We start from the raw sequence: 2,657 nt of genomic DNA on the forward strand, positions 1-2,657 counted from the left end.
TTCCCAAGCTCAGAGCGCGAGTTCGATTCTCGTCACCCGCTCCATGAAAAAGCCCCAGGCCAACGGCCAGGGGCTTCTTTGTTGTCCGGACCACGCTACGTCTTACGGGTCCGGTCAATTCATCCTGGCCAGCCCGCGCCTCCGGTCGCACGCCCTGTCGATCCCGTCCATGCGTCGCAGGCCACCGGTCCACGGAGACCGCCCTGGGGTCGGCAGGGGCGGTGGAACCGCTGATTCATACCGAGCGTGGTGTCCTACGGTGTTTCGAACCCGGGACCAGCACCGGGGCCAGTGGACGGTGGCACGTGAACGGGGACTCGATGGCTGACGGGACAGCACTGGCGGATCGGATCGCAGAGCGGTGGGCCGGCATCGGAGATCCGCGGGCGATGCTGGGTGAGTTGCGGCGGGCGTTGGTACTGGTGCCGTTCGAGGGTGGCGGGTTGTGGACCGCGGAGTCCGGCGGGATCCGCTGGATCTGTGGGTTCACCGACGAGGAAGCGCTGGCCCGGTTCGCCCAGGCACGCAGCACCGGGAGCGACGCCGGTGCTGTCGGGCGGTCATGGGAGTTCGCCGAGCTGCGCGGGGCGCGGCTGCTGGACGAGATCATTCCCGCGATGGGCGTACCGGCCGGGATCGCGGTGAACATCGCCGACCCGGACGGCTCGATGCTCTTTCCTCCGGTGACGGGGATCGTGCCCGACGCGGTCGCCGTCGACGCGCAGGAGGCGGAAGCCACGGTGGGTGCACAGACCCGGGGCGGGGGACGGGGCCGATGAGCGGCAGTGGTGCTGAGGATCTGAACGTAGACCGGGCCAGTGTCCAGCAGATCACCAGTGGTCTGCGGGCGGCGGTGGCCGAGCTGAGGGAGGTCGGTGACGGTACTGGGGCGGTGCTGGGCAAAGGGCTGTCGGACCTGTCGATGACCGGCATGGAGGCGGGTCACCACGGGCTTTCGGTGGACTTCGAGGACTTCTGTGAGCGGTGGGAGTGGGGGGTCCGGGCCTTGGTCCAGGACGCCAACGCCATCGCGGCGAAGCTGGGTCTGGCCGCCGGAATCCTGTGGGAGGAGGACCAGTACGTCCAGGGCACCATGAAGGTCGTGGTCAACGCCGCCGTGGGCAACCCCCACGCGTCCGAGGACGAGATCGTCAAGCAGAACTGGGGTGATGTGTTCACCCCCGACTACCTCAGCCCGGACTACAGCGCGGAGTCCTTCGAGCGGGCGGCGGACGAGGCCGGGCAGACCTGGAAGGACACCGGACGGGCGCTGCTGACCGAGGGGAACGGCGGCCGTCAGGCAGACCAGCTGAACGACCTGCTCGGCGTCGACCAGGAAGCCTTCGACCGTTCCGTGGACGAGACGTTCGGGCCCTCGCCCGAGGAACGGGCCCGGCAACAGCAGCAGGACAACGGGGGGAACTGATCCATGGGGCTCGGGGATATCGTCAGCGACCTCACTCCGGACGTCGTCGAGGACGCCGTCGAGGACGGTGTCGAGTGGGCCGGCAACCGGGTCGAGGACGCCGGTAACTGGACGGCCGACCGACTGCAGGACGTGGGCTGGGAGTCCGGCGCGGACTGGGTGCGCGAACAGTCACGTTCGGTGGCGAACCGGATGGGCGCCGAGGTCGACGAGATGGACCTCGGGCAGACCGAGGACAAGACGAAACTCATCTACGGAAGCCCCTCCGAGCTCCGCTCCACCGCGTCCCACCTCAAGGACCTGCAAGGCGCTTTCGACAAGGTCGGCGGCGGCATGAGGGGGCTGGACTCCTCCGCCCTCAAGGGGCAGGCGGCGGACGCGTTCCGGGACTCGGTGTCCGTCGAACCGCCGAAGTGGTTCAAGGCCGCCGACGCCTTCGAGAAGGCCGCGGGCGCACTGGAATCGTTCGCCGGGACCGTCGAATGGGCGCAGCGGCAGGCCCAGGCGGCGATCGACAAGTGGAAGGCCGGCACCAAGGCGTCCGAGGAGGCGATGGACGCCCACAAAGAGCAGTGCGACACGTACAACCGGGCCGCAGAGAAGTACAACGCCATGCCCGCCGATGAGCGTGATCCGTCGACGCTGCCGCCCAGGCCCGGTGAGTTCAAGGACCCCGGCAAGGCCCGCATGGAAGAGGCTCAGCGGCTGCTGACGGAGGCACGGACACAACGCAACACGGCCGCGGCAACGGCCCGTACGGCGGTGGCGGCCGCACGGGACACCGCGCCGCAGAAGCCCAGGTACGCCGAGCAGGTCGCGGACGGGCTCGCCGAGTACGAGGTGGTGAAGACCCACTTCGGCGGCGGCATCGCCAAGGGCACCGCGGGCCTCGTCACCTTCGCGCGCAGCGTCAACCCGACGGACCCGTACAACCTCACCCACCCCGCCGAGTACGCCCTCTCGCTGAACAACACCGCCGCCGGACTGGTCCAGGTCGCCAACGACCCCTGGGGTGCCGGCAAACAGATGGTCACCAACTTCATGAAGGACCCGGCCGAAGGCTTCGGCCGGCTCGTCCCCGACCTGGTCCTCACCGCCGCCACCGGCGGGGCCGGAGCCGGAGTCAAGGGGGCGCGGGTCGCGAAGGAGCTCGCGGACCTCGCACAGGACGCGAACAAGGCCCGCCGCCTGGTGGACGACGCCCCCGAAGGCACCCACAACCGGCCCGACA

3 protein-coding genes are annotated in these 2,657 nt (G+C 69.4%); all 3 read left to right on the forward strand.

Features of this window, described 5'->3' with window-relative positions; all coding sequences use genetic code 11:
- Positions 1 to 320: 320 nt before the first annotated feature.
- A complete protein-coding gene (locus ACF1FZ_RS34975; protein WP_391777396.1) occupies positions 321 to 779 on the forward strand; it encodes a hypothetical protein in 459 nt (152 codons plus the stop codon).
- Positions 776 to 1,426, forward strand: coding sequence for a hypothetical protein (locus ACF1FZ_RS34980; RefSeq protein WP_391777397.1), 651 nt, complete (start codon positions 776 to 778; stop codon positions 1,424 to 1,426). Before ACF1FZ_RS34975 ends, ACF1FZ_RS34980 begins: the two co-directional genes overlap by 4 nt.
- Positions 1,427 to 1,429: 3 nt before the next feature.
- Positions 1,430 to 2,657, forward strand: a 1,228-nt coding sequence (locus tag ACF1FZ_RS34985; RefSeq protein WP_391777398.1) for a putative T7SS-secreted protein, incomplete at its 3' end; no start/stop codon positions are given.

The organism is Streptomyces sp. NPDC014623, from assembly GCF_043088245.1.
Taxonomy (GTDB): Bacteria; Actinomycetota; Actinomycetes; order Streptomycetales; family Streptomycetaceae; genus Streptomyces.